This is a genomic window from Collinsella sp. AM42-18AC, assembly GCF_003467965.1.
Lineage (GTDB): Bacteria > Actinomycetota > Coriobacteriia > Coriobacteriales > Coriobacteriaceae > Collinsella.
Genome location: NZ_QSFY01000013.1, coordinates 35,167 through 60,887 on the forward strand (window position 1 = coordinate 35,167; position 25,721 = coordinate 60,887).

Sequence of the window (25,721 nt, forward strand, 5' to 3'; positions counted from 1 at the left end):
ATCCGGTTGCTTCGTACGGTGCCAGCCAATGCATAGCATGCGGGCACCGTACGTTTGTCTAGAACCACTATTGGTCCGTAAGAGAAATGGAGATGCGTATGATCGCTAAGTTCGATTCCGCCCTCGTGCCATACGTTATCGAGCAGACGCCGCGCGGCGAGCGCAGCTACGATATCTATTCGCGCCTGCTCAACGACCGCATTATCTTCTTGGGCGAGGAGATCAACTCCGTCAGCGCCAACCTGGTCGTTGCCCAGCTGCTGCATCTTGAGAGCCAGGATGCCGAGAAGGATATCTCGCTCTATATCAATTCGCCCGGTGGCGAGGTCTACTCCGGCCTGGCGATTCTGGACACCATGAACTTCATTAAGCCGCAGGTCTCCACCATTTGCGTGGGTATGGCCGCGTCTATGGCCGCCGTGCTGCTTTCGGCCGGCGCCAAGGGCAAGCGCTTCTGCCTGCCGCACTCCAAGGTCATGATTCACCAGCCCAGCGGTGGTGCCCAGGGTCAGCAGACCGAGATCGAGATCGTGGCCGAGGAGATCAAGAAGACTCGCCGCGAGCTCAACCAGATTCTGTCCGATGCCTCGGGCCAGCCGATCGAGAAGGTCCAGGCCGATACCGAGCGCGACAACTACCTGACCGCTGCCGAGGCCCTCGACTACGGCCTGATCGACCGTATCGTCACCTCGCGCGATCTCGCCGCGAAGGACGCCTAGGATGGCTGGTAACATGCAGGACAACTTTGACGAGAACGGCAACCCCATCCGCTGTTCCTTCTGCGGAAAAGAGCAGGGCCAGGTCCGTCGTCTTGTAAAAGGTCCGACCAACATCTTTATCTGTGACGAGTGCGTCGCCGCCTGCTCTGAGATCCTTGAGGAGTCGCTGGCTTCGGACTTTATGGACGCCGCCCGCAACGGCAAGCTGCCGGGTTTCCTCAACGATCACGGCCAGGCTGCGTCCCAGCCTGCCGTTGACCCCGAGGCCGAGGGCTTTGAGCTCGAGGACGACCGTCAGGTCATCACGCACGTGCCGACGCCGCACGAGATCTATGACGAGCTTTCGGCCTATGTCATGGGCCAGGAGGACGCCAAGCGCGCCATGTCGGTGGCCGTGTACAACCACTACCGTCGCGTGATCGAGGGCGGTGCCGCGGTGTCCGCCTTTGACGACGGCTTGGATTCGCAGCTCGGTGATGACATGGATGAGGTGGAGCTCGCCAAGTCCAACATTTTGCTGCTCGGTCCCACCGGTACCGGTAAGACGCTGCTGGCCCAGACGCTCGCGCGCATCCTCGAGGTGCCGTTTGCTATCGCCGACGCCACCGCGCTTACCGAGGCTGGTTACGTGGGCGAGGACGTGGAGAACATCCTGCTCAAGCTCATCAACGCCGCTGATGGCGACATTGAGCGTGCGCAGGTCGGTATTATCTATGTGGACGAGATCGACAAGATCGCTCGCAAGGCAGAGAACCTCTCCATCACCCGCGATGTTTCGGGCGAGGGCGTTCAGCAGGCACTGCTGAAGATTCTTGAGGGCACGGTGGCAAGCGTTCCGCCCACCGGCGGCCGCAAGCATCCCCAGCAGGAGCTGCTGCAGATCGACACGACGAACATCCTGTTCATCTGCGGCGGTGCCTTTGTGGGTCTGGACAAGATCATTGCCGATCGCGTGGGCAACAAGGGCGTGGGCTTTAACTCCGAGATCGCCGGCCCCACCTCGGTCGACGAGAACGACCTGCTGCGCCAGGTGCTCCCGCAGGACCTCAACGCCTTTGGCATGATCCCCGAGTTCGTGGGCCGTACGCCCGTCGTCACCCAGACGCAGGCGCTCGATGAGGACGACCTGGTGTCGATCCTGACCGAGCCCAAGAACGCCGTGGTGCGCCAGTACCGCAAGATGTTCCAGCTCGAGGATGTCGATCTTGAGTTTGAGGACGCGGCCCTGCACGAGATCGCCCGCATGGCGCTCGCCCGCAAGACCGGCGCCCGCGGCCTGCGCGCCATCTGCGAGGACGTGCTGCAGCAGACGATGTTCGACCTGCCCAGTGAGGAAGGCGTCACCAAGGTCGTCGTAACCGAAGCCTCCGTAAAAGGCACCGAACAGCCCCAACGCATCTACGGGTAAACCAGCCTAAAACGTGTTTCTAAATAGCCTCCGACCATCCACGGTCGGAGGCTATTTTATATATACGCAATAACCCCAACTACCTGTGTTATTCTGTATGTTTGTTTAAGCCTCAGCGAAGTCATTCAGACTGAAGTAATCGATACCTAAGGGGAGGAATGTAGGCCCGATTTTCGTAGATTCCGCACGAGCCGAAGACCACGTAATGTGGTCTTCGAGCGAGCCCGGGACTTGACCGAGCGAAAATCGGGCCTACATTCCTCCCCGGTGGGACAGGGAGAGATATATGGAAGAAATGCCCAAGAACTACGATCCGTCGACCAACGAGCCGGCGATCCTGCAGAAGTGGCTCGACGGCGGCTACTATAAGCGCCGTGAGGGCGTGGGCGACTGCACCGTCACCATTCCGCCTCCCAACGTGACCGGCAAGCTCCACATGGGTCACGCCACCGACGACTCCATCCAGGACGCCATCATCCGTATGGCTCGCATGCGCGGCAAGTCTACGCGCTGGGTGCTCGGTACCGATCACGCCGGTATCGCCACGCAGACCAAGGTCGACAAAAAGCTCAAGAGCGAGGGCATCAGCCGCCTGGAGATCGGTCGCGACAAGTTTGTCGACGCCTGCTGGGACTGGACCCACGAGTACGGCGGCATCATTGTCGAGCAGATCAAGCGTATGGGCTGCTCCGTCGACTTTGACAACGAGCGCTTTACCATGGACGAGGACTACGCCCAGGCCGTGCGCAAGGTGTTCTGCGACTGGTACCACGACGGCCTGATCTACCGCGGCAAGCGCATCGTCAACTGGTGCCCCAACTGCACCACTGCTATCTCGGACGACGAGGCCGAGTACAAGGACGAGAAGGGCCACCTGTGGCACCTGCGCTACCCGTTGACCGAGCCGGTCAACGGCCAGGATTACATCGTCGTCGCCACCACGCGCCCCGAGACCATGCTTGGCGACACGGGCGTCGCCGTCTCCCCGAAGGACCCCGAGAAGGCCGCCTTTGTGGGTAAGACCGTCAAGCTTCCCATCGTCGACCGCGAGATTCCCATCTTTGAGGATTGGCATGTCGACGCCAATTTTGGTTCCGGTTTTGTCAAGGTCACCCCGGCCCACGACCCCAACGATTATGCCATGGGTCAGGCTCACGACCTGCCGCAGATCAATATCTTTGATGAGCACGCGGTGGTCGTCGAGGGCTACGGCGAGTTTACCGGCATGAACCGCGACGAGTGCCGCGAGGCCGTCATCAAGTGGTTCGAGGAGCACGACCTGCTCGATCACGTCGAGGACCTCGATCACTCCGTCATGCACTGCTATCGTTGCGACGCCGCCCTGGAGCCGTGGCTGTCCGAGCAGTGGTTTGTGGCCGTCGACAAACTCAAGGGGCCGGCGCTCGACGCCGTCAACTCCGGCAAGGTGACCTTCCACCCCGCGCGCTGGACGCAGACCTACACCACCTGGATGGAGAACCTTAAGGACTGGTGCATCAGCCGCCAGCTGTGGTGGGGTCACCGCATCCCCGTGTTCTACTGCGAGGACTGCGGTTGGGAGGACGCCCTGACCGAGGACACCGACGTGTGCCCCAAGTGCGGCGGCCATCACGTGCATCAGGACGAGAACGTGCTGGATACCTGGTTCAGCTCGCAGCTGTGGACCTTCGCCACGCAGGGCTGGCCGCAAAAGCCGGAGCTGCTCGAGGGCCATCACCCCACGACGGCGCTGGTCACCGCACGCGACATCATCGCGCTGTGGGTCGCCCGCATGGTCATGAGCTCGCTGTATTTCTTGGACGAGGTGCCGTTTAAGGACGTCGTCATCTACCCGACGATCCTGGCCAAGGACGGCAGCCGCATGTCCAAGTCCAAGGGCAACGGCGTTGACCCCATGGATCTCATTGGCATGTACGGCGCCGACGCCATGCGCTTCAATCTGCTGACGCTGTGTACCAACAACCAGGACGTCAAGTTCGACGCGAATATCGATAAGAAGACCAAGAAGCTCATCGACAGCCCGCGTACCGACCAGGCCAAGAGCTTTGTGACCAAGATCTGGAACGCCAGCCGCTTCCTGCTTATGAACATGGAGGGCTACACGCCCGGCGAGCCTGTCGTGGAGACGCCGGCCGACGCCTGGATGTTCAGCCGCCTGGCCAAGACCGTGAAGATGGTCACCGAGGGTATCGAGAACTACACCTTTGGCGACATGGCCCGCGGCGTGCAGCAGTTCTTCTGGAACGAGGTCTGCGACTGGTACGTCGAGGTCACTAAGGCCCGCCTGAAGGGCGAGGGCCGTCTGCAGGCTCAGCGCAACCTGATCTTTGTGCTCGACACCTCTATTCGCCTGATGCACCCGCTTATGCCGTTTGTCACCGAGGAGATCTGGGACAACATGCCGGCCAGCGTGCTTGACTTGGATGCCGAGGGCAACGTTGACCGCGCCGAGGCGCTCATGATCGCCAAGTGGCCCGAGCCCGCCGACTACGCCAAGTATGTTGACGAGGACGCCGAGCGTGCGTTTGAGCTGTGCCGCACCGTCGTGTCTGCCGCCCGCGCCACCCGTTCGCGTTATCGCTTGAGCCCCAAGGCCGAGCTCGACGTGGTCGTGCGCGCCGGTGCCGAGGATATCGAGAAGCTCGAGAGCCTGCGCTCGACCATCGAGCCGCTGGCAAACACCGCTTCGCTGGTTATGGGTACCGACGTTGAGAAGCCGGCTGCGAGCATCGCCGTGGTCGATAGCGGCGTCGAGGCCTTTGTGGTGCTCGAGGGCAAGGTTGACCTTTCGGCCGAGAAGGCACGCCTGGAGAAGGAGATTGCCGCGGCCCAGAAGGAGCTCGCCGGCTGCGAGAAGACGCTGGCCAACGAGGGCTTTGTGGCTAAGGCCGCGCCCGCGGTGGTTCAGAAGAAGAGGGACCGTGCAGCTGAGCTCAAGGAGATCCTGGTGGCGCTGACTGCTCAGGTTGCTGACTTCTCGTAGGTGTTACTGGGGGACGCGTCCCGATGCTTTGCTCTCCGCTGCGGACAGTCCTGCGCAAGACGGACAGCACATTAAGTGCTGTCCTTTGCGTGCGGAACTTGCGGCGAGCAAAGCATCGGGCCGCTCCTAGTTCGTTTACGTGGTTTTTTTGCATCTGGCGTGTTAGGGCCACTGGGTTGTGGCCTTGATCTTGCTGCAACCGGGTAAAGGCTGATATTGTCAACGTGACGGGCTCATTCATTTTGGTGGGCCTCTTTTTCTGTTATGGGGGACTATGGGTTATGGCTAAGCGTTCGGGGTCGTATGTCGTTCCTTTCTCGTTTGAGCTGCTTTCATTTGATGAGGCTGTTGGGCTTGCTGCTGATACGGGGCGGATTTCTGGGGATGCTGGTCCTCTGCTCGAGACGGTTGTCGATATGCTTGATGAGCTGGGACGTCCGGATGAGTATTTTGATTGCATTCAGGTTGCCGGTACCAATGGCAAGACTTCGACTACGCGTTTTTCGGCTGCTATCCTTCGAGGCGAGGGGCTCAGGACCGCGCTGTATACGTCGCCGCAGCTGGTGCGCTATCCCGAGCGTATGGAGGTCGATGGGTGCGTCGTAAGCGACGAGGCGTTTGCCCGTGGTGTTTCTGCCGCTGTTGAGGCGGGACATCGCGTGAATGCCCGTCGTGTGGCGGCGGGGGAGCGTGCCTATACCATCACGCCGTTTGACCTGCTGACGGCCGCTGCGCTTGTGGTGTTTGCCGAGGCCGCGGTGGATGTTGCCGTGCTCGAGGTTGGCATGGGCGGTCGTTGGGACGCCACGAGCGCGACCGATCCCGTCGCCGTTGCCATTACGGGCATTGGACTCGACCACACACGCATTTTGGGCGATACGCTCGAGGCCATTGCGGGGGAGAAGGCTGCGGTCATTAAGCCCGGACGCCTGGTTGTGCTGGGCGAGGGCACGCACGAGGCGAGCGTTCAGCGCGTGATGGATGCACGTTGTCGCGAGTGCGGCATAGTGCCGCTGGTGGTGAACCATGCCACGACCAAGGTGCCGGCACATGTGGGCGACACGGTGGAGTTCAGCTGCACCACGCCGCGTGCCATCTATACGTCGAGCATGGTCAAGCCGGCGTATCAGCCGCAGAATGCCGCGTGTGCGATCATGCTGTGCGAGGGGTATCTGGGTCGCGAGCTCGATCATGACAAGCTCGATGCGTCGCTTATGGGCTGTCCCACGCCTGGTCGCTTTGATGTGCTGGGAACCGATCCGCTCAAGCTGATCGACGCCTGTCATAACCCCCAGAGCTGCGAGAACTTTGTGAGCGCGCTGGACGAGATCGATCCGTGCGTGGAGAACCGCCCCGTGCTGCTGTGTGCCGCGCTGGCCGATAAGGACGTGGCGGGTATCGTTGACGTTCTGGTTCCGGCGTTCCCCCGCGTGGTCGTGACCCAGACCGATTCCGATCGCGCCCTGCCGGCAGAGGAGCTCGCTGCCCTGGTGGGTGCCGATAAGCTCGCGGGCGTATACCCGAGCGTGTCCGAGGCCCTCGCTGCCTTCGATGCCGCAGGCGAGCCCTTCGTAGCCGCCGGCACAATCACCCTAGCCGGCGAAGTGGCGAGGCTGCTGCGCTAACCCCACCCGTGGGTAGCTAATTTGGGCTGCTCGCCAGGAAATGGGCCTATTTACTACGTTTAATCGACTGCCCTCGACCACGCCGAGACTTGTGAAATTAAAACCGCAGGTAGAAGGCTTGCAGATTTTCAAAAAAGACCCGCATGGTCGACCCATGCGGGTTAAACGTAGTAGATAGGCCGTTTTCGTGGCGCAGCTCTAGGCTTTCAAATTGATCGACTTGCCCCCTTGGCAGTTGCGGTGAAATAGTTCCTGGATTTTGCCTACGTGGGCCCATCTGGGAACTATTCCACCGCAACTTATTGAGGGGCTATTGGGAAGGGGCTAGTCTAGGCGGACTGGGTCGTGGGGGTAGGCGTTGAGAATCTCGACGCCGTTCTCGGTCACCAGGGCCAGGTCCTCGATGCGGACGCCGGTGCGGTCGGGGAGGTAGATGCCCGGTTCGACGGAGAACGTCATGCCCGGCTCTACGACCTGCTCGTTGACGAGCGAGACGTCGCCCGGCTCGTGGTCCTGCAGGCCGATCGAGTGACCCAGGCGATGCGTAAAGTATTCGCCGTAGCCCGCGTCCTCAATCACGTCGCGCGCGGCACGGTCCAGGTCGCACATGCGCACGCCCGGTGCGATGAGCGCCTCGGCGGTCTCGTTGGCGCGGCGCACGATATCGTAGATGCGTGCGGTTTCCTCGTCCGGCTCGCCCCAAAAGAACGTGCGCGTCATGTCCGAGCAATAGTTGCAGCGGCGTCCGCCAATGTCGAACAGCACCACGTCGCCGCGCTTGAGCACGGTGTCGTCGGGTTCGTGATGCGGGTCGCCGGCGTTGGCGCCAAAGCTCACGATGGGCGGAAAGCTAAAGCCCTCGCAGCCGTGCTTGCGGTACAGACCGAGCATCTGATCGGCAATTTCGCGCTCCGTCACGCCTTCATGGACGAGCTTGATGGCGTCGGCCATCACGGCGTCGTTGGCGGCCGAGGACGCGCGCATAAGCTCCTGCTCGGTAGCGTCTTTGTAGGTGCGTGCGGCGGTGACGGCAAAGTCACCCAGGAAAAACTCGCTGGCGGCGTGGCGCTCCATGAGCGGCATCAAAAAGCCGGAGCGCATGACGGTGTCGATGCCGAGCGGTTTGGTCGGATCGACCTCGCGAGTGATGGCGTCGGTCACGACGTCGGTATCGGTGTGATAGGCAACGCGGGCATTGTCATACTCTGGCAGCTGGTGCAGGGCGTTGACCAAGATCACTGGCTCGGCATTGCGCACGAGTAGCACGCCGCAAAAACGCTCGAACATATCGGCATAAAAGCCGGTCAGGTAATAGATTGACCACGGGTCGTTTACGAGCAGCTGTGCGCCGGGGTGCTGAGCCTCGAGCGCATCGAGCACGCGCGCCACGCGCTGGTCATCGACATGTGCCATGAAACATCCTTTCGCTAGGCTGCCACCATGGTATCCCAAGCCCGGCACATAGGGACGTTCCTTTTATGCCGGCACTTCGGGACACTCCTTGCAAAAGCAGCTAAAAGAGCCCGTCCCAAATTTGCTTCTTAGGCTGGGTCGATGTCCATACTGGCGACTAGGTCAATGTTGGTGTCGAGAAGATCTTCCAGCACGACGTCGCCCATGCGGATGGGGGCGTTGACGACTAGGCCTCGGATGAGGTTCATGGCTTGGGCGTGGAGTTCTAGCGGGATGGCTTCGGCCGTGCGGACGGGGAGTAGGGCTTCGTCGCCGCCGGAGACGGCCACGGTCGTTGTGAGCACGCGCATGGGGCAGGTGAGCTCCTGATGTGCGAACGTATCGCCGCGCGGGCAGTTGTTACCGGTTACGGAGCGCACTTCCACCACGGTGCCATTGGCGTCGTGCTCCACCTCTACGGTCAGGAGGCACTCGGATGGGCAGGTGGTGCAGTTGAACTGCAGCGTCTCGGTCACATTCGTACTCATGAGCTATGCCTCCTCAACGGGATCGACGGACAGGACGATTTCGCTGGCACCCAGGTCGAGTGCGCGTTGAATCACCTTAGCCGGCAGCGGGAAGCTTTCCATGACGCTCGGTTTAAACGCGCGGACTTTGCCCGCAAACACTTCTTCGCCGTTGGCCAAGATGCGTACTCGAGCGGTATCGACCGGCCGGCGTACGCGGAAGTTGAGCTTGGTGAGCGCCACAGCCGTAATGCGTCCCGGCAGCGCGTAGCCCGCAATGCCGGCAGGGGAGACCGTGAGCTCGCAGCTCGTGTCCGCGACCGCGTTCGTTTCGGCCCCGCCACCCAGCGCGTACGCCGCCGCGGCTGCACCGGCGCGCTCGGACTCGGTCGTCACGTTGTCGGCCAGGTCGTGCACGTGCAGCACGTTGCCACAGGCAAAGATGCCCGGCACGCCTGTCTGGAGGCTCTGGTCAACTACGGCGCCGCGCGTGCGTGGGTCAAGCTCCACGCCCGCGGCAACCGAAAGCTCGTTCTCGGGAATCAATCCCACCGAAAGCAGCAGTGTGTCACACGGAACAACGCGCTCGGTCCCCGGAATGGGCGCCAGGCGCTCGTCGACCTGGCTTACCTCGACGGCCTCCACGCGGTCGTGCCCGATCACGCGCGTGACCGTGGTGGACAGGTGCAGCGGAATGTCAAAGTCGTCCAGGCAGTTCTTCACATTGCGGCGCAGGCCGTTGGCGTACGGCATGAGCTCGTACACGCCCTCGACCGAAATCCCCTCGAGCGTGCAGCGACGTGCCATGATAAGCCCGATATCGCCCGAACCCAAAATGACGGCGCGCGAGCCGGGTTTGAGGTTTTCGATATTGATGTATCGCTGCGCCAAGCCGGCCGTAAATACGCCGGCGGGACGGCTACCGGGAATCTTGATCTCGCTGCGGGTGCGCTCGCGGCAGCCCATGGCAAGGACGACCGCGCGCCCGGTGAGCTGCAGCATGCCGGCAGGGCTCATGAGCGTGACGGCATGGACCGCAGTGTCTTCCGCAGGCTCGCCTGAATCAATCCCAAGCACCATGCTGTTCAGGAACAGCGCAATGTCGGTTGCGTGCACCTGGTCGATAAAGCGCTGCGCGTACTCAGGACCGGTGAGCTCCTGTTTAAAGTGCGACAGGCCAAAGCCGGGGTGGATGCACTGGCGGAGGATGCCGCCCAGGTGCTGCTCGCGCTCCACGATGGCCACGCGCGCTCCGGCCTTATGCGCGGCCAGCGCGGCCGCCATGCCGGAGGGGCCGCCGCCGATAACGACCACGTCAAAGACTTGCGTTTGTACGGCTTCTACGACGCCGCAATCAATCGTGCTCGATCCGAATTCCGCCATCCTAGCGCACCCCCTTCAGCGGTCCCTCAACCAGCCAAGATCCGGCGTCCTCCAGTAATACCTCGCTGGGGTCGCAGTCAAGCTCTCGGGCAAGGATCGCCACCACACGGCTCTGGCAAAAGCCACTTTGGCACCGACCCATGCCGGCACGGCAGCGGCGCTTAACGCCCTCGACCGAAACTGCGCCCGGGCGACGTCGGATCGCGGTCACAATCTCGGCCTCGGGCACCGTCTCGCAGCGGCAGACAATCTGCCCCCACGCAGGATCGGACTCAATGAGCTCTTCCTTGCGCGCAAGCGGCGCGCGGTCAAAGTCGTCCGGCGCAAGGCGGATCGGGTCCCAATCGGCACGTTCGCGCAGGGTCACGCCCGCATTGCGCAGCACCTGTTCCATGCGTTCGGCAATGGCCGGCGCGCTCGCCACGCCCGGCGACTGAATGCCCGCCGCCTGGAACAGGCCCGGCACCACGGCCGACTGCCCAATAAAAAAGTCGTTCGTACCTTGAATGACCGGGCGCCCGCCGGCGAACGCGCGCACCACGCGGCGCGTGTCCAGGTCGGGCACCAGCTTGCGCGCGCCGGTCAGCAGCGCGTTCACATCGCTCGCATAGGTCTGCGTGTCGCCCGGTTCGCGCACGGCAGCCGTGGCGGTGATCACGGTGTTGCCATGCACAGTGCCTGTCACGATAACGCCCTTGGACACCGGCGTGGGTACGGGGTAGAGCGGCATGAGCGTGCGCGGCTCCTTATCCAGCACCACGATGTTGCCCTGACGCCAGACCATCTGGAACTCCTCGGCGCCTGCCATATGCGAGATGTCGGCGGCTCCGTTGCCCGCGGCGTTGATCAGGTAGCGGCAGCGCACGTCTCCGGCGGGCGTCGCCAGCGTAAAGCGCGTGGCTCCGTCATCCGAGCCGGCAACTTCAATTGCCTCCACCGGCGCAGACCGCATAAACGTCACGCCGTTGGCAACTGCGTTCTCCAGCGCGGCGATGGCAACCTCAAACGGGTCGACAAACCCAGTCGATGGGCACCATAACGCGCACGTTGCATTGGCACTGGCGCGCGGCTCTAATATGTGGATGCGGTCGGGTCCGACGATCGACAGCTCGGGCACTCCGTTGGCCAGGCCGTTGCACCGTAGCTGCTCCAGATGCGCGCGGTCCTCGTCGTTAAAGCCCAACACCATCGACCCGGTGCGGCAGAACAGAAAGCCCAGCTCCTGCGCCCACGTACCGTACAACTCGCAGCCACGGGCGTTGACCTGCGCCTTTACGGTGCCCGGTGTCGGATCGTAGCCGGCGTGCACCAGGCCGCCATTGGCCTTCGACGCGCCCAGCGCAATATCGTTAGCCGCTTCGACCACGCAAATGGACAGGTCAAACCGCGCGAGCTGCCGCGCGATGGCGCATCCGGTGATGCCCGCGCCCACAATCGCGATATCAAACGTTTCTGTCACAGTGCCTCCCAGACGAGTTGACAGGCTGTCAATACGACTATCCTACGGTCTGCACACCCCCAGTGCGGCGGCAATGCGGCGAACAGCCCCGCAACACCCGCCAACGGCAGACGAGGTGAGACCCGGCACGGATGTCGACCTCGTTAGACCGCGGGCAACACCACCCAAGCTCGCGGTCGATGCCGCCACCCGTTACAGATTGAGATGTTTCTATCCGACCATGCCTGCGACCTGCCAAATCGTTAACCCCCGTGTTACACTAACTCGAGCTGTAACTACCCCGAAAGGTACCCGTAATGTCCAAGTACATCTCCGAGCTCATGTCGCCGCAGCTTATGGGCGTCGTCTATGCCTTCGTTGGCTTTATCATCGCCCTGTATGTGCTGTCGGTCGTCTATGTGTTCATCGACGCTCGCCGCCGCGGCGCCAGCGCCTACGTGGCATGGGGCATCATCGCCCTCATCCCGTTTGTAGGCCTCATCGCCTACCTGGTCTTGCGCCCGCACTCCTACGCGTCCGACCGCGAGGAGCAGGAGCTGGACATGGCCCTGCGCGAGCGCCAGCTTGCCCAGTACGGCACCTGCCCGCAGTGCGGCGCGCCCATCGAGAAGGACTTCGTCGTCTGCCCGGTGTGCGATACCCAGGTTCGCAACGTGTGTCCCAGCTGCCATCGCCCGCTCGATGCGCATTGGAAGGTCTGCCCCTACTGCCGAACTCGCATCCAGTAACGCATCCATCGCCGGGCCGGCCGCAAGCCACGGGCTCCGCGCACCCCGCGCATCCCACGGCCGCCACGCGCCCCGCGCCGCCCCACACGATGAAGCATGCGTAGAAAATCGCCCGCCGTGCCATTAAGGTGCGGCGGGCGCTTGTATACCAAGGCAACCTGCCTATAATGATGCAAGTCAAAAACGCCGAGCGCATCGCACGCACTTGCATCAGGCATCCGAGAGGAGAAAACATACCCATGAAGGCACTCTACAATGACGGTTCGGTGGCCGAGCTCCCGCAGGACGAGGTCACGCACGTCATCCGCCACTCCGCCGCGCACATCATGGCGCAGGCCATCAAGCGCCTGTACCCCCAGGCCGACTTTGCCTACGGTCCCGCGACCGACAACGGCTTCTACTACGACGTCGACCTGCCCGAGGGCGTCAAGATCAGCGAGGACGACTTCCCCGCGATCGAGGCCGAGATGAAAAAGATCGTCAAGGAGAACCTCAAGTTCTCCGTGTACGAGAAGCCTCGCGCCGAGGCCATCGCCCTTATGGAGGAGCGCGGCGAGAAGTACAAGGTCGAGCACATCGGCGACCTGGACGACGACGCCCGCATCACCTTCTACCAGCAGGGCGACTACATCGACATGTGCGTCGGCCCCCACATCTGCTACACCAAGGCGCTGAAGGCCTTTAAGCTCACCGGCGTCTCGGGCGCCTACTGGAAGGGCGACAAGGACAACAAGATGCTCACCCGCATCAACGGCGTCGCCTTTGCCACCAAGGAAGAGCTCGACGAGCACATGCACATGTTGGAGGAGGCCAAGAAGCGCGACCACCGCAAGATCGGCCGCGAGATGGACCTCTTTATGATGCGCGACGAGGCCCCCGGCTTCCCGTTCTTCCTGCCCAACGGCATGATCCTTAAGAACACCCTGCTGGACTACTGGCGCGAAATCCACCACAAGGCCGGCTACGTGGAGATCTCCACGCCGCTCATCATGAACAAGCAGCTGTGGAAGACCTCGGGCCACTGGGACCACTACAAGGACAACATGTACTCTACCGTCATCGACGACGAAGAGTACTGCATTAAGCCCATGAACTGCCCGGGCGGCGTGCTGGTGTACGCCTCCAAGCCGCATTCCTACCGCGAGCTGCCCATCCGCGCCGGCGAGATTGGCCTGGTGCATCGCCACGAGTTGCGCGGCGCCCTGCACGGCCTGTTCCGCGTCCGCTGCTTTAACCAGGACGACGCCCACCTGTTTGTGCGTCCCGACCAGCTGACCGATGAGATCGTGGGCGTGGTCAACCTCATCGACTCCGTGTACCAGAAGTTTGGCTTTAAGTACCACGTTGAGCTTTCCACCCGCCCCGAGGACTCCATGGGTTCCGACGAGGACTGGGCACGCGCCGAGGAGGGCCTGCGCACCGCTCTGGAGAAGCTGGGCATGGACTACGAGGTCAACGAGGGCGACGGCGCCTTCTACGGCCCCAAGATCGACTTCCACCTGGAGGATTCGCTCGGCCGTACCTGGCAGTGCGGCACCGTCCAGCTCGACTTCCAGATGCCGCTCAACTTTGACCTGGAGTACGTGGACGCCGACGGCACCAAGAAGCGCCCCATCATGCTGCATCGCGTGTGCTTTGGCTCCATCGAGCGCTTCATCGGTATTCTGATTGAGCACTTTGCGGGCAAGTTCCCCACCTGGCTGGCTCCCGTGCAGGTCAAGGCGCTTCCGGTTTCCGAGAAGAGCCGCGACTACGCCCACGAGGTTTGCGCCAAGCTGGAGGAGGCCGGCATCCGCGTGGTCTGCGACGACCGCGACGAGAAGATCGGCTACAAGATCCGCGAGGCCCGCAGCATCGACCGCGTGCCCTATATGCTCATCCTGGGCGAGAAGGAGGTCGAGGCCGGCAACATCTCCGTCCGCGATCGCTCCAACGAGACCGTTCAGATGAGCGTTGACGAGTTTGTTGCCAAGGTGATCGAGGAAATCAAGACCCGCGCCTAAGGCAAACTTCACAACAATTAACAAAGGCGACCGTCCACACAGGGCGGTCGCTTTTTTCATGCCAAAATAAGAAAGCCGCTGGTTGAGCGGCTTTTTTTGTTGCACAAAAAGGTACAGGTTTTTGTAGAGGGGTATGGAGATGTACCTACTAGCAGTACATTTTGCGTAATCTGGGCAAACGCTGATTAATTGCTCGTATAATGTCGTCTGTCGAAAGATACAAAAAACTGTACTTTTGCGACTGCGCCTAGCTGCGAGCGAGAAGCCTGTTCTAAACGCCCCTGCATTTGCGTGCGTCGCAAAGCCAAAAGAGGGGGCGAGAACATGGAACAGACGGCACGGCGCCAAGAGCAGCTGCCAGGCGCATTTAACGGCGTCACCACCAACAGCCAGCACGGTCGCGTCCGCTGGTATCTGGTTCACACCTCCAATGGAAAAGAGCGTGAGACCTGCGAAAAGGTCCGCCGCATTATCCCGCACGAGCTGATGCAGGACGCTTTTGTGATGCAAAAGGAGTTCTGGTTTAAGCGGGACGGCGCATGGTCGCTCCAAACCAAACTCATGTACAAGGAATATTTCTTCGTCGCTACGCACGATGCCGCCGCGCTCGATAGGGCTTTGGGCCAGTTGAGCTTTGGCTGTCGCATTGCCGGCAGCAGGGAGCGGGCGTACATGCCCATGCCGGACGATGCGCAGGATTGGTACCGCAGTGTGCTGGACGACGACGGCGTGGTGCGCAACAGCGTAGCGCGCATAGAAGACGGCGTGTTGCTCATTGAGCAGGGGCCCTTGGTGGGGCAAGAGGCCCGCGTAAAGAAGATTGACCGTCATAAACGCTGGTGCCTGGTGGACGTGGGCGAAGGCGGCTCCGCTTTTAGGGAGCTGCTACCGCTTGACGTTCCCAGCAAAACATAAGGGAGACGTTGCGCCGGCAATTCATTTGGTTTTTGGATTCATAGATGGGGGGGGGTTCCTGGGGACAGGAACGTGAGTTTTATTGTGGCTGCTAAAGAAGTAACAGAGAGCTGTGTATCCGTGGGGGACGCACTGGCTATTAAAGAGATTAAACCGAGTGGTACGCTTGGCTATCGCTTTATTAAGAGACTGTTTGACCTGGTGTTCAGTCTTTTGATGAGTGTGCTGCTGCTTATTCCTCTTGCTGTGGTGTGCGCGCTGATTAGTCTTGAATCGCCCGGCAGTCCTATGTATACGCAAGAGCGCGTTGGCAAGGGCGGAAAGACAATCAAGATTTTTAAGCTTCGTAGCATGGTCGCCGACGCAAACGACGTGCGTAAGTACCTGAGCCCTGAGCAGCTTCATCAATGGGAAGTCGAGCGCAAGGTCGACGATGATCCCCGCATTACTAGGGTTGGTCAGTATATTCGTAAGTGCTCCATTGACGAGATGCCGCAGTTCCTTAATGTACTGAACGGCGACCTCTCCGTCATTGGGCCGCGTCCCATTACAAGGGATGAGCTTGAACAGCATTTTTCCGACGAAGAAAAAGCTGAGCTGCTCTCTGTCCGGCCCGGCATTACTGGTCTGTGGCAGGCAACCGATCGTAACGAGGCAACCTTTGAGAGCGGCCTGCGTCAGAAGATTGAGCTTCGCTATGTCCAAAACCGTTGTTTTGCTATGGATTTGAAGTGCTTTACTGGTACCTTCGGGGCTATGTTTGGTAAGAAGAGAACGGGACGATAGATGCCGACAAACCTTACTTCTTCCTACAGTGTGTTGATGAGCATTTACAAAAAAGAAAATCCTGCCTATTTAGTTCAAGCTTTAGACAGTATGTTGAACCAAACGGTCTCTCCTGCCGAGATTGTCATGGTCAAGGATGGTCCCCTCACGCAAGAGCTTGAAGACGTGCTCCAAAATTATGACTCCCTTTATCCCGGACTGTTCAATTTTGTTTCGTATGACAAAAACCATGGGCTTGGCTACGCGCTGCGACAAGGCGTGGTCGCTTGCTCTAACGAAATTGTTGCTCGTATGGACACTGATGATATTGCTCGTCCAGATCGTATGGAGAAACAGCTTGCCGCTATTGATAGCGGGCTCGATATGGTCGGAAGCGATGTTATCGAATTCGTCACGTCTCCCAATGAACCTGTTGCGGCTACTGACCTTCCCAAGGGCATCGATGCTATACGCTCTTATTCCAAAAGGCGAAATCCCTTTCGTCACCCTCCCATGACGTTTAGAAAGTCGAAAGTTATGGAGGCTGGTAACTACAGTTCCGACTTTCTCTACTTTGAGGATTGGGACCTTTTTAACAGGATGCTCGCATGTGGCTGCAAGGCGGATAACCTGAGCGAACCGCTTGTTGCGATGCGCGTTAGTGAGGATTTCTATGCTCGCAGGGGCGGCTCGCAGTATCTTAAGTACGCTAAAGCATTTAAGCAGGCTCAAGTTGAGCGTGGCTATTTCACAAAACGTGATTATTTCTGTTCTTATTTGCCGCATGCCGCCGTCTGTCTGATGCCGAATTCCGTTAGAGCGTTGATATATCGTTATTTTCTCAGGAGGTCCTAGATATATGGCTTCTGATATTGATAAGCCTCTGGTTAGTGTCATTGTCCCCGTGTACAACGTGGGTATGTTCGCGCTTCCTTGCGTAAACTCATTGCTTGGTCAGACTTATTCGAATATCGAATATATTATCGTAGATGATGGATGTACTGATAATACTATCGACCTTATTGAAGATGCCGTTGGGTCAGACACGCGATTTAAGATTTTGCATAAGGAGAACGGCGGTCTTTCTTCTGCGCGTAACTTTGGTACTCAAAGGTGCCACGGTGATTATGTCATGTATGTTGATGGGGACGATTTGATCGATTCGCGAACTGTTGAGTTGATGGTCGAAGCGGCTGACAAGTATCAAGTTCCGCTCGTTATCGGCTCCTTTGCGAAGACGCCTGTCCTTGATAACTATAAGATAGGTCAGAATGTAGAATTCCATGTTGAATCTGGAATTGAGCATTTTCGAAAACTTCTTTTATTAACCGGTGAGAGTGGTTCTGCTTGCGGAAAGCTCTTTGAACGATCTCTTATTAGCGACCTTGTCTTTCCTGAGGGGCAGCTCTTCGAAGACATGGGTGTAATTGCTAACATTTGTTCCAAAGTTCAAAAGGTTGCATTCTCTGATGCGTGCTTCTATGCATACGTGACGAGACCTGGCTCCATTACGACGCTCAAGAACCAGGGTTCCAAGCATGCTAAAGACATGGACAGGGCTATTGAGACCGTTCGACAATTTGCCGAGCCTGAATTTCAGGGCGAGTTTGAGTGCTTCCAGTCATTCTGTACGCTCCGCGTTGCAATGAGGGTTGATCCGGACGGATTTGATGATAAGGCTGAGGCCCAGAATTATTTGAGGAATGCTCGAGGGCTTGCTTGGAGGGCATCGAAGAACCCATATGCTTGTTCAAAATGGAGACTGCGTTGTGCTCTCTTTTCTATCTCTCCTAGGGTTCATAACGCTTTCTATGCGTTATATGCTGCAATTTCTGGTAAGGCAATCGGGTAACTCCTATAATTAAAGGTTGATAAGATGATTTTTTCGACTAGCGCGCATTTGTTTAACGTTACTGAATGCCACGGCGGCTTTTTGTATAACATTTACTTTCAAGATGGTTTTAACTGTTATGTTGGTGTTTTCGACACGGTTTCAACCGGAGGAAAATCAACAGTTTACAAACGATATACAAAGCAGGTGTAGAGATGCCAATCTACTTCATTGCCTTTGTGTCCCATATTGTATTGCTATATTTTTCGGTAAAGATAACTAATAAGCACGTCAGTTTTCTTCTTGCGGTTATTTCGGTTCTCCCCCTTTGCTTGGTGGCGGGGTTGCGTGATGCATCTGTCGGTACCGATACCTCGGCATATCCCCTCAGGTGTTTTTATGCCTCGCAGTATTATTCGCTCACAGGTGCTATGGGTGCTTGCTCAGATCAAGAGCCGCTATTCGTGATTCTCTTCTGGATTCTGGGAAGACTGACTGGTGATTTCCACGCTGTTCTTTTTCTTTGTGAAGCCATCGTTCTCCTTCCCTATATTTTAGTTGTTAGAAAGTTGTATCCTCGCGGGTATCCTATCGTAGGTTTCTTTCTTTGTTTCGTTGTGTTTGGTTATACGTTAAACATAATTAGGCAATGTATTGCTACTAGTATGCTCGTCATGATGGTCTATGAGCTGTTCCGCGAGAAACGCGGCCCCGCTATTGTTTTTTTGTTTCTTGCAGTTGGCTTTCACAAGATGTCTATCATGGGACTTTTTATTTGGATTATTTATATTTCATGCTTCAACCGCGGGCGCGAACGTTCGTATAAGACCGTTGCACTTCTTGCATGCGTTGGCGTTATCATTTTTACTATTTGCGTGATTATGATTGGCCCGGATGTAATGGAGATCGTATCTCTATTTACGTCGTCATATAGCTTTCAGATCAAACACGCTGGAATGGGCTCATTTAATACCACAATGCTTATTTATTTTCTATTTTGCCTTGCTATATGGATGTTAGGCAGTAAGGGTTTGATCACGAGCTTCGATCGATGGACGCTTAATTTCTATACGAGCAGCGGCATAATTTCTTCCCTATTCGCTCAACTTGCGAGCATCAGTCCTGAGCTAATTCGACTGAGTTTCCCTTTTCTTTTCATTTCAGGTTTTGTTTACCCCTTTTTGTCTGAAAACCTTGGCAGAGAGCGGTTTCTAACTGGGACTCTGGGTGTTTTATTTTTCGTGTTTTATTTTGTCATTACGTTTGTATATGGCGGCAGTTGCGATCTTTTTCCGTATTCGTCGGCACTATTAGGAGTTATTTATGCATGACGAAACGCCTGACATCAGTATTGTTGTACCGGTATATAACACCGAGCGTTTTCTCCCCGCTTGTCTGGAATCTATTGATATTCAAGGAACCGGCTCTTTTGAGGTGATTCTTGTGGATGATGGTTCCACCGATGGATCTCCTGAGATCTGCGATGCTTATTGCAACAAGCGCGAGAGAGCTTTCGTTATTCACAAGGACAACGAAGGTCTTCTCGCTGCACGACGAGACGGTCTTCGCGAGGCAAGTGGGCGTTATATTCTTTCGCTCGACTCCGATGACGCTCTTCTTGAAGGTTGCATTAAAAAGGTATGCGATGTAATTGCCTCGACTGGTGCTGATATCATTTCATTTGATTTCACTATGGGATTGATGCCTATAAAACCCTCGTTAAAAGTTGATATCTGTTCTGGTATGCATACGGGTGAGTCATTTAATGCTGTTAAAAGCCTGTTGTGCGGATGCGATTTCAATAGTGTTTGGAATAAGGTCATTCGGAGAGATTTATTTGCCAGTGACGAGTGGTACTCGAAACGAGTTGGCCTTATGCACGGTGAGGATCTTTGCCAACTTCTTCCTGTTTTCGATATTGCAAAGAGTTTATTTCACATTGACGAACCGCTTTACTACTATCGTCAGCATGACGCTAATAGTACGAAGCAGTTTAAAGAAGATCAGATAACTGATTGGAGCTTTGTAAGCGACGAATTGATTCGCTATGCGAGTGAATGGTCGAGCGATTCAGTCAAAAATGCCAATAGGGGTATCTGTCGACACTATTGTGATCTTGATGAAGTTCTTTGGCATTGTGAAGTGGATAAAGAGGTGAAAAGACAATTTGATAAAACAATTAAAAGCGAGTATCAGAGGCGAATCAGCAATTGTCCGGACTATATTCATGGTCTTGTTTTGTCAAATTGCAGTATCGTTTCTTTTGCTGCTCGGCACATACTAAGCAGCTTTAAATGCCTCCGTCGTCTCTTTCTATAATGCAGGTCATTATTGCTTTTTACTAATATCTTTAGATGGAGCATTATTATTCTTGACCAAGCCTGTCCTTAGCTTTCGACTAAGTGGCGAGCATTTACGATTGAACCGACATAGAGGACTTGGTTCTGTCGTGCGGTGTATTCATTCCTAGGGCTTTAGTTATTTCGGTTGATGCTTAGAAGCTGGTCTTCGCACTTTTTTCAAAGAAGATCTCCAACGTCCCCATGTTCTGGGTGAGGCCATAGACGCTTACGTTTGTGATTTATTGTTTGTAGCCTATTCCTCTATGGGGTGCTGTCTGCGATTGGTCTTGTTGATTGCATGATAGGGCATCATGACTAAAATGTCCGAATCGATGGAAATGCATCTTTATTCGACTTTGAAGATGGGAGGAGTCAATTGTTGCAGATTCTTAATTCAATTAAGAAAGTCATAAAACTTTTACTTTCCAGCCCTATTTATGATGGTTTACTCAGGTTAAGTCGTCGTTCCGATGCTATAACCTATGCGTCTAAGGCGAAGCTGAGTATGGTTTCCCAGAGACCGTCCAATATGTTCATGCCGATTGTTTTTAAGGAAAGCGTATCTTACGACATTTCTATTATTGTGCCTGTGTATAACGTTGAGAAATACCTCAAACCCTGTCTAGACTCCATTGTGACTCAGGAGTTTTCTGGCAAGTTTGAGGTTATTATTGTCGATGATGGGTCTAAAGACGATTCTGGTGCTATAGCCGATTCGTATGGATTAATGCCCAATGTTCTTGTAATTCACCAGGTAAACGGCGGTCTTTCCGCAGCGCGCAATGCGGGTCTTAGGGTTTCTCGCGGTAAGTACATCATGTTCGTGGATTCTGATGACATGATCGGGCCAGGGTATCTTGAGGCTATGTGGAGCAGGCTCGTTCAAACATCTGCGGATTTCGTTACATCGACTTTTAGATATATGTCTGATGATGGTTTGGTTGGCGAGATAGAGAACGATAGAGCTAGTTGGATGGTGCCGTGGGGCAGACTATATCGTCGTGAAGTCTGGAATCGACTAGGTTTTCCCGTAGGCGCATGGTATGAAGATCTGATTCATCCGTTATGGATTGATTCTTTCTTCAAGGATGAGCCTTGTTATGATTTGAGCGGCTATTATTACCGAATCCGTCCTGGATCCATTATGCAGTCTACCCCTACTAATGTTAAGGGCCTTGATTCGTATTGGGTTCTCGATGAATTGATTTCTTATCGTTCGGAGCTTGGAATTTCTTACTCTCAGGAAGACTTCGATCGTATTCTTCCTCTGTTCGGGCCGCTTTTGCTTGGGAGAACCGTTGCCTTGGACAACAGCGCGCGTAAAACAATGTTTGCTTGTTGTTGCGACACGTTTAATTCAATTGATGATTTTAAGACGAAGAACACATCGTTAAACGGCAGATGGAGGGATATCGAGAGATCTCTTCGTTCTTCGGATTATAACCGTTATCTTCTCGCTTCTCTTGCCCTTGCGGCGCAGGGGGGTTCTGGGCTTAGTGTTTCAGATGCAATTAATATTTGGGTGAACAGGAACAGATAAATAATGAAAATCGGAACGATTACTTTTCACGGCGCATTGAACTTCGGGTCTGCGCTTCAGTCTCATGCGCTTCAAGTGGTTTTGGAAAATATGGGACATGAAGTGCAAATTATCGACTACCGTTCTCACGATTATGAACAGTATAAGCTGCTTCAGCTCCGACATCCAAAGGCTACGCTGCGAACATTGCGCTGTTTAAATAGGTATTTGTCAAGAAAGACTGCATTCGAGGATTTTTCAAATAAATATTTCGGCATGACGAAGAAGTCTTATCGCTGGCAAAATGAAGAGGAGATGTGCGAGCTTGCGGATCAGTTTGATTGCTTTATTTGTGGTAGCGATCAAATTTGGAATCTCGATTGTACACAAGGTGTTGTTGGCCCCTATTTCCTTTCATTCGCTGGAGATAGACGTCGAGTCGCTTACGCTCCCAGTCTTGCGCACACTTACTTTAGACCTGAGAATTTTGATGAACAGCTTGTATCCGAGTTGCTCTCAAGGTTTGATTTCTTGTCTGTTCGCGAGGAGGAGACGATTCCGTTATTTCAGCCCCTTGTCGATGCGCCTATAGATGTTGTCTTAGATCCCACACTTTTGTTGGATTCTGACGACTACGCAGATATGGCATATAAAGATGTTTTGCAGGGTGAATATATATTTATGTATCTACTACGCAAGTGCCCCGAACTTATTGAGAGCACCGTCGCGATGACGGAAGCAACGGGCATGAAGGTTGCTTACATATCTGATAAAAACCTAGATATCCCAAATTCTATTAACCTGTTTGGTGTTGGCCCTGAGGAGTTCGTCTCGCTTATTGCGCACGCAAGCCTTATTCTTACCAATTCCTTTCATGCAACTGTATTCTCAGTTCTCTTTCATAGGCCCTTCCGCGTATATGCGACTGATAAGTCTGGTGCGCGTATGCGCGACTTGCTGAGTAATATCGGGCTGTCTGACCGTTGCGTCGATGTTATGTGCGCCGACGATATTGTCCCTTGTGAGTGGAGTGACGTGGACTCTCGCCTGGATTCTCTGCGGGAGCATTCCTGTGCTTATCTTAGAAAGGCGCTTTCGTAATGGGGGAGACGCGTCGGCTTATTAAGAACACTGGCATTATTGCGGTGGGCGGAATGGCAACCAAGCTTGTTTCGTTTCTTTTGCTGCCGCTCTATACCTCAGTTCTTTCCACTGGCGACTATGGTACCGTCGACTACATCAATACTATCGCCCTGTTCTGCGTTCCTGCTGTCTCCCTACTTATGGATGAAGCACTGTTTCGGTTCCTCATCGATTGTCGCACCGATGGTGATCGGTCTAAGGCCGTGACCGCGTCTTGTGCTGTTCTTCTTGCTGGCTGCGCGTGCTTTGCGGTCTTGGCGATTCTCGTCTGGTTGCTATTTATGCCAGAAAATCTTGGCTGGGTCGTGGGCCTTGTTGTCGCTGGCGCGCTTCTGCAGATGGCTTCTGCGGTCCTACGTGGTTTCGGGGATACCGTGGGTTACTCCGTCATGAATTTCACTGCGAGCGCTCTTACCATCGTGCTAAACGTTCTGTTTATCGCTGTTCTGCGTTGGGGCGTTGTGGGCATGCTTTCCGCCACGGTTATTGCGCAGGGCGGCGTTGCCCTCGTGTTCATGGTCATGCGGAAGCTCTGGCGCTATATCGATCCGTCGGCTTTCTCCATTTCCTATGCTCGAGACCTCCTACGCTATTCCTTTCCGCTCATTCCCAACAAGGTTTCCTGGACTATTAACAACCTGCTAGACAGGCTGATTATCATGAATACGCTCGGTGCTTCTGCCGCCGGCGTGTACGCCGTCTCTTACAAGTTCCCCGGTGTCATGGACCAGGTGTATGGCTTCTTCTATCAATCTTGGAAGGAGAGCTCGGCGCGCGTCCTCAACTCCGATGAGGACGAGTCGACTTTCTATAACTCTGTGTATCGTGCGCTAAGGCGTTTCATGATGAGCGTCGTTCTGCTTATGTCTGCGCTTATGCCCCTCGTGTACGGCATCCTGATTAAGGGTTCATTCGGTGAGGGCCTGCTGTATGTGCCGATATTGCTCCTGGCGACGTACTTCAGCAACATCTCCGGCTTTTACGGTGGCATCTTTACCGCACATAAGGAAACCGGAATTATGGGTACTACCACTGCGGTGTCTGCAGCCCTTTGCGCCGTTCTGTGTGTTGTGTTGATTCCGCACTTCGGTCTTTATGGTGCATCTGTTGCAACGCTTTTGGCGATGATCGTGGTTAATGAGTACCGCAGAATTAAGGTCACTAAGTTTACGAAGCTTGTCGAAGACCGGGTTGAGCAGGTTTTAACTTTAGTTTCAATTGTCGGCGTATTCGTTTTCTATTATCTGTCCGCTTACGGTGCGGGCATCTTAAGCTCGATCGCCTGCCTGGCAATTGCGCTGGCTTTTTCCGTTTATATGAACGCCGATATTCTGCGCAAGTTCATTTCGGCTTGCAAATAGGGGGATAACTGCATGTCTACCGTGAAAAGGGGCGAAGTTCCCACTCTGTTTGAGTCACCGTTGCATTGCTGCGGATGCGGGGCGTGTGCCGCCGCTTGCCCGAAAGGCGCCATCGCCATGTCCGAGGGCAAGGACGGGTTCATTCTTCCTGTAATTGACGGCGATCTATGTATCGGTTGCGGCGCCTGCACGAGGGCGTGCGGCCTCAACCGGGGGATAGGCTCCAATTCCGCTGGACCGTTCTTTGCCGCTGCCGGTAGGGATGATGTCTCGGAGTCCGCTTCTGGCGGAGTCTTCGGTGCCGTTGCGCGTGAGCTTATTTCTTCTGGCGGCGTCGCATATGGTGCTGCTTATGAGCGTGAGGGGAATACGCTTCGAGTGTTGCACCGTCGTGCGGCGAGCGTTGATGAGCTTCGCCCGCTTCTTAATTCAAAATACGTGCAGAGCGATGCTAGAGTTTGCTTTGCCGATGTTAAGGCGGATCTTCGTGAGGGCAGGCAGGTCCTGTTCTGCGGAACACCCTGCCAAGTCGCCGGCCTTAGGGGCTTTCTCGGACGCGATTATGGGAACCTGACAACCGTTGACCTGGTCTGCCACGGCGTCCCTTCCGGCCGCATGTTCGCGGACTGCGTTGAGGGCTATGGCAAACAGCTTGGGTCTCCCGTGGTTGATTTCCGGTTTAGGTGCAAGCGCGAGGGGTGGGGCAACTCTCTCCTTCTTTTTCTTTTTCTTGAGAACGGAAGAGAGGTCACCATTCCTGCGTCGAAATCCCCCTACTACGACATGTTCTTGAACCTCAAGACGCTTCGCGACAGCTGCTATAGGTGCCCCTATGCAGGGAAATTTCGCGCCGGCGATCTTACTATCGGCGATTTTTGGGGCGTCGATGTAAACAGGCCCGACGTCCTGAAGGATGCCGAGAAGTTCAATCAGATGAAGGGCGTTTCCTGCCTGCTGGTGAATAACGAACGCGGCAGGGAGTTTATTGAATCCAGCAAGGCTCTGGACTTGTACCCTGTCGAATTTGACGATATCGCTAAGGGCAACGATCAGCTCCGCCACCCGAGCGCTCTTCCAAAAGACAGACAGCTCTATATTGACGCATATGTCGAAGGTGGTTGGCATTCCGTTGAGTGTATGTATAAAAGGCGAGAGCGTGGAATAATTTTCTATACCAAGAAATTAGTAAGAAGGCTTCTCCCTGAATCATGTCGGGAGATTGTCAAAATGTATTTAAAGGGTCTTGCAGGCTAGGTAAGGACCCACGCCTGGGCGGGCCCCCGTTGGGCTCGTAGAGCCATACCGTGTTGCCCTCCGAGGTACGCTGCCCCCGGTCGTCCAGCGCCAGCCCGGAGGCGGACGTGAACGAGTGGCGGCCTCCGCCCAGGTCCGAGGCGCGCCACAGCTGCGAGGCGGAGCCGTCCGCCTCGGCCAGCACCGCCCGGTTGCCCGACTCGGTCAGCAGGAGGCCGCCCGAGGAGATCCTGTAGAGGCCCGTCGCCCCGTCGCGCTCGAGGTAGAGGGCGCCCGCGTCCGAGGACAGCGAGCAGCCCGATGCGGAGGCCGACACGGCCATCCGGTCGTCGAGGGCGGTCGCGAGGCGGTAGGGGCCGTCGTC

21 protein-coding genes are annotated in these 25,721 nt (G+C 56.1%); 16 read left to right on the forward strand and 5 right to left on the reverse strand.

Annotated features, from left to right (window positions below; translation table 11 throughout):
* Positions 1–98 precede the first annotated feature (98 nt).
* The 4 genes from DW913_RS08095 (at position 99) to DW913_RS08110 (ending at position 6,735) form a co-directional block, all read left to right on the forward strand.
* Complete coding sequence (locus DW913_RS08095; protein ID WP_022095182.1) at positions 99–719, forward strand: ATP-dependent Clp protease proteolytic subunit; 621 nt, start codon at positions 99–101, stop codon at positions 717–719.
* Between the two features lies 1 nt (position 720).
* Complete coding sequence (gene clpX, locus DW913_RS08100) at positions 721–2,127, forward strand: ATP-dependent Clp protease ATP-binding subunit ClpX (protein ID WP_117798183.1); 1,407 nt, start codon at positions 721–723, stop codon at positions 2,125–2,127.
* 286 nt (positions 2,128–2,413) lie between these two features.
* A complete protein-coding gene (locus tag DW913_RS08105; protein WP_117798184.1) occupies positions 2,414–5,110 on the forward strand; it encodes a valine--tRNA ligase in 2,697 nt (898 codons plus the stop codon).
* A 281-nt stretch (positions 5,111–5,391) separates the two neighbouring features.
* Complete coding sequence (locus tag DW913_RS08110; protein ID WP_117798185.1) at positions 5,392–6,735, forward strand: folylpolyglutamate synthase/dihydrofolate synthase family protein; 1,344 nt, start codon at positions 5,392–5,394, stop codon at positions 6,733–6,735.
* Positions 6,736–7,059: 324 nt separating this feature from the next.
* Here DW913_RS08110 and DW913_RS08115 read toward each other — a convergent pair whose 3' ends face one another.
* The 4 genes from DW913_RS08115 to DW913_RS08130 form a co-directional block, all read right to left on the reverse strand.
* Positions 7,060–8,148: a Xaa-Pro peptidase family protein gene (locus tag DW913_RS08115; RefSeq protein WP_117798186.1), complete on the reverse strand. Its 1,089-nt coding sequence runs from the start codon at positions 8,146–8,148 to the stop codon at positions 7,060–7,062.
* Between the two features lie 128 nt (positions 8,149–8,276).
* Positions 8,277–8,675, reverse strand: coding sequence for a DUF1667 domain-containing protein (locus tag DW913_RS08120; RefSeq protein ID WP_117639243.1), 399 nt, complete (start codon positions 8,673–8,675; stop codon positions 8,277–8,279).
* A gap of 3 nt (positions 8,676–8,678) precedes the next feature.
* On the reverse strand, positions 8,679–10,037 hold the full coding sequence (locus DW913_RS08125; RefSeq protein WP_117736430.1) for an NAD(P)/FAD-dependent oxidoreductase: 1,359 nt from the start codon (positions 10,035–10,037) through the stop codon (positions 8,679–8,681).
* 1 nt (position 10,038) lies between these two features.
* Positions 10,039–11,496, reverse strand: a complete 1,458-nt coding sequence (locus DW913_RS08130) for an NAD(P)/FAD-dependent oxidoreductase (protein ID WP_117798187.1) — start codon at positions 11,494–11,496, stop codon at positions 10,039–10,041.
* Between the two features lie 296 nt (positions 11,497–11,792).
* Here DW913_RS08130 and DW913_RS08135 point away from each other — a divergent pair, with 296 nt between their 5' ends.
* The 12 genes from DW913_RS08135 to DW913_RS08190 all read left to right on the forward strand — a co-directional run bounded on the left by DW913_RS08135 (position 11,793) and on the right by DW913_RS08190 (position 25,357).
* Positions 11,793–12,224 (forward strand): zinc ribbon domain-containing protein, encoded by a 432-nt coding sequence (locus DW913_RS08135; RefSeq protein ID WP_055251579.1) that lies wholly within the window; start codon positions 11,793–11,795, stop codon positions 12,222–12,224.
* A 239-nt stretch (positions 12,225–12,463) separates the two neighbouring features.
* A complete protein-coding gene (gene thrS, locus DW913_RS08140; protein ID WP_117798188.1) occupies positions 12,464–14,227 on the forward strand; it encodes a threonine--tRNA ligase in 1,764 nt (587 codons plus the stop codon).
* Positions 14,228–14,551: 324 nt separating this feature from the next.
* On the forward strand, positions 14,552–15,142 hold the full coding sequence (locus DW913_RS08145) for a hypothetical protein (RefSeq protein WP_117798189.1): 591 nt from the start codon (positions 14,552–14,554) through the stop codon (positions 15,140–15,142).
* 72 nt (positions 15,143–15,214) lie between these two features.
* Positions 15,215–15,928: a sugar transferase gene (locus DW913_RS08150; protein WP_147349644.1), complete on the forward strand. Its 714-nt coding sequence runs from the start codon at positions 15,215–15,217 to the stop codon at positions 15,926–15,928.
* Positions 15,929–16,762 carry a glycosyltransferase gene (locus DW913_RS08155; protein ID WP_117798191.1) on the forward strand — a complete coding sequence of 278 codons (834 nt, stop codon included), beginning with the start codon at positions 15,929–15,931 and terminating at the stop codon, positions 16,760–16,762.
* Positions 16,763–16,766: 4 nt separating this feature from the next.
* Positions 16,767–17,759: a glycosyltransferase family 2 protein gene (locus DW913_RS08160; RefSeq protein WP_117798192.1), complete on the forward strand. Its 993-nt coding sequence runs from the start codon at positions 16,767–16,769 to the stop codon at positions 17,757–17,759.
* A gap of 194 nt (positions 17,760–17,953) precedes the next feature.
* Entirely contained in the window at positions 17,954–19,069 is a 1,116-nt protein-coding gene (locus DW913_RS08165) for an EpsG family protein (protein ID WP_117798193.1), read from the forward strand.
* Positions 19,062–20,057, forward strand: a complete 996-nt coding sequence (locus DW913_RS08170) for a glycosyltransferase family 2 protein (protein ID WP_117798194.1) — start codon at positions 19,062–19,064, stop codon at positions 20,055–20,057. Before DW913_RS08165 ends, DW913_RS08170 begins: the two co-directional genes overlap by 8 nt.
* A gap of 402 nt (positions 20,058–20,459) precedes the next feature.
* Positions 20,460–21,620, forward strand: coding sequence for a glycosyltransferase (locus DW913_RS08175; protein ID WP_147349645.1), 1,161 nt, complete (start codon positions 20,460–20,462; stop codon positions 21,618–21,620).
* Positions 21,621–21,623: 3 nt separating this feature from the next.
* Positions 21,624–22,700: a polysaccharide pyruvyl transferase family protein gene (locus DW913_RS08180; protein WP_117798196.1), complete on the forward strand. Its 1,077-nt coding sequence runs from the start codon at positions 21,624–21,626 to the stop codon at positions 22,698–22,700.
* The gene (locus tag DW913_RS08185; RefSeq protein ID WP_117798197.1) at positions 22,700–24,103 is read left to right on the forward strand and encodes a lipopolysaccharide biosynthesis protein; all 1,404 of its coding nucleotides are present in this window, start codon (positions 22,700–22,702) and stop codon (positions 24,101–24,103) included. Before DW913_RS08180 ends, DW913_RS08185 begins: the two co-directional genes overlap by 1 nt.
* Positions 24,104–24,115: 12 nt before the next feature.
* Positions 24,116–25,357: a Coenzyme F420 hydrogenase/dehydrogenase, beta subunit C-terminal domain gene (locus DW913_RS08190; protein ID WP_117798198.1), complete on the forward strand. Its 1,242-nt coding sequence runs from the start codon at positions 24,116–24,118 to the stop codon at positions 25,355–25,357.
* Here DW913_RS08190 and DW913_RS10190 read toward each other — a convergent pair.
* Positions 25,326–25,721 (reverse strand): RICIN domain-containing protein (locus DW913_RS10190; RefSeq protein ID WP_233542037.1); only part of this gene is annotated, 396 nt, incomplete at its 5' end. The two genes, DW913_RS08190 and DW913_RS10190, sit on opposite strands and share 32 nt — an antisense overlap.